Origin of the sequence: Ruegeria sp. HKCCA5463 (assembly GCF_013034175.1) — a bacterium.
In the GTDB taxonomy this organism is placed as follows: domain Bacteria; phylum Pseudomonadota; class Alphaproteobacteria; order Rhodobacterales; family Rhodobacteraceae; genus Ruegeria.
The window spans coordinates 1-2,400 of sequence record NZ_WQFL01000026.1; the positions used below are offsets into that span (position 1 = coordinate 1).

The 2,400-nt window shown below is 58.6% G+C and carries 2 protein-coding genes and 1 pseudogene; 2 read left to right on the forward strand and 1 reads right to left on the reverse strand.

The genetic code is table 11. The features are described from left to right. A pseudogene (gene glyA, locus GOW09_RS22750) lies at positions 1-170 on the forward strand (serine hydroxymethyltransferase); the annotation flags it as partial. A gap of 18 nt (positions 171-188) precedes the next feature. Beyond that, the gene (locus GOW09_RS22210; RefSeq protein ID WP_171121061.1) at positions 189-1,166 is read left to right on the forward strand and encodes a CoA ester lyase; all 978 of its coding nucleotides are present in this window, start codon (positions 189-191) and stop codon (positions 1,164-1,166) included. A gap of 69 nt (positions 1,167-1,235) precedes the next feature. On the opposite strand, the gene GOW09_RS22215 is transcribed toward GOW09_RS22210, so the two are convergent. Further along, positions 1,236-2,237 (reverse strand): helix-turn-helix domain-containing protein, encoded by a 1,002-nt coding sequence (locus GOW09_RS22215; protein ID WP_171121063.1) that lies wholly within the window; start codon positions 2,235-2,237, stop codon positions 1,236-1,238. Positions 2,238-2,400: the final 163 nt, after the last annotated feature.

Here is a 2,400-nt window from a genome sequence, read left to right on the forward strand (position 1 = left end):
CCACCCGCGGCTTCGGCGAGGTCGAATTCCGCCAGATCGCCGACTGGATCATCGAGGTGGTCGACGGCCTGGCTGCCAATGGCGAAGACGGCAACGACGCGGTCGAAGCCAAGGTCAAGGCCGAAGTCGCAGACCTCTGTGCCAAATTCCCGATCTATCCGAACCTGTAAGACGAAGGACCCGAACCCATGAGCTTTCATTCCATTGACCAAGCCCCAGCCCGACTGAACCGAAGTGAATTGGCCGTGCCCGGCAGCCAACCCGGAATGTTCGAAAAGGCAGCCAAATCCGATGTAGACGTCATTTTCCTTGATCTGGAAGACGCGGTTGCACCGGATGAAAAGGAACAGGCCCGCAGGAACATCATTCAGGCGCTGAACGATATCGATTGGGGCAACAAGACCATGTCGGTTCGGATCAACGGTCTGGACACGCATTACATGTACCGCGACGTCGTCGATGTGGTCGAACAGGCGGGTGAGCGGCTGGACCTGATCATGATCCCCAAGGTCGGAACTGCTGCGGATGTCTATGCCGTCGATATGCTGGTGACCCAGATCGAAGACGCCAAGGGTTACAAAAAACGGATCGGGTTCGAGCACATCATTGAAACCGCGCTTGGCATGCAGAATGTCAGTGAGATTGCGGCAGCATCAAAGCGCAATGAAAGCCTGCACTTCGGCGTGGCCGACTATGCGGCCTCGACCCGTGCGCGCACCACGATCATCGGTGGTGTGAACCCGGACTACTCTGTTTTGACCGATGCGGACCCCGAGGGCGGTCGCCAGTCCCATTGGGGTGACATGTGGCATTATGCTCTGGCCCGCATGGTGGTTGCGGCGCGCGCCAACGGGCTGCGTCCGATTGATGGGCCTTTTGGCGATTTTCAGGACCCGGACGGTTACAAGGCCGCCGCAAAACGTGCCGCCGTTCTGGGTTGCGAAGGCAAATGGGCCATTCACCCAAGCCAGATCGCGCTGGCGAACGAGGTGATGTCGCCGTCTGACGCCGAGGTCAACAAGGCGCAGCGCATTCTTGTTGCCATGGCCGAGGCCGAGGCAGACGGAAAAGGCGCCGTTTCGCTGGACGGTCGGCTGATAGATTACGCCTCCATCCGTCAGGCCGAAGTGCTGGTGGAAAAGGCCAGCCAGATTGCTGCGGCGTGAACCAAACCAGAGTTGCGTGGGCAAACTGCCCACGCGATGTCATCGCCCGTTGCGCAGGCCGAAGAAGTGCTAGGATCCTTCCGGCGCCATCGACCCCATGAACCGACGGTCCCGCACATCATCCGGGCTGGTTTTGTAGCAGCGTTGAAACGCACGTTTCAAAGCGACGGGCGATGAAAAACCGGTGGCTGCCGAGATTTCGATCTGCGACATGTTCGTGAACTGCAACAGGTTCTGCGCCCGTTCCAGACGAAGCTCCTTGTACGTGGAAAGAAGCTTTGCTCCGGTTTTGCTCAGGAACCGTCGTTGCAGTTGACGCGTCGAGGTTTTGAGCAAACGGGAAAGGTCCGAGATCGTCAGTGGATCTTCGATGTTCTCCTGCATCGCATCCAAAGTGCGCATCACCAGAAGATCGCCTTTTGCCCTGTGTACCAACTGGGCGGCCAACCTGCTTTCGTGTTTTCGCGTAGGTTCGGTCAGGCCGATATAGCTGCGCAATGCGTCCGCTATATGCTCTCCGTGATCCATGGACACGAATTCGGACAACAACCGCAACGCGCTCAGTCTGCTGGTCGCGCTGTGGGGGTGCCCGTCGGCGGCCAGATGGGTTGCCGCACCGCAGCTTTCCAATCCGCTTTCCAGCGCGGCCGCGGCAAAGTTCGGGTGAACCGCAACGATGTTTCGGCCTGCTCTGCCCAGTTGCACCAGCAACAGGACAGCTCCCCCGACCAGAACGGTCCTTGAAGACAGGTTGAGAACTTGCGAAATCCAGCTTCTGCGCGAACCAGAGACGTCCCAGTTGTTCTCCAGGTCGCCCCAGAAAATCGCCGTCCGACCTGCCCAATAAAGAGGCCCGCCGACCGAGTCATTTCCGGACACCCGGAGATTGACGACGTAAGAGCAGTTTTCGACCAGGCTGTTCAGAGCGTGATAGAACTCGACGACGATCTCGGCCGATGCCAGTGCCCGCGTGTCGCTGAGGATAACATCGATGTGTTTTATTCTTTCGGGCACCTCCGGCCCGGTCTTTGCCAGGTCGGCGCGATCATTTGCGAGGACATAGTGTTTCATTGTTCCTCCATCGATTTGACGAGAGGCAGCGCCTCGCAGGACGCTGCCCTCATTTTCGGATTTCAATCCGCCAGAGCAAACCGCGGATTGCTACGCCCGGTTCCCTATTCCGCGGCGTCTGCGTATGCGTCCATTGGGGGGCATGTGCAGACGAGGTTTCTGT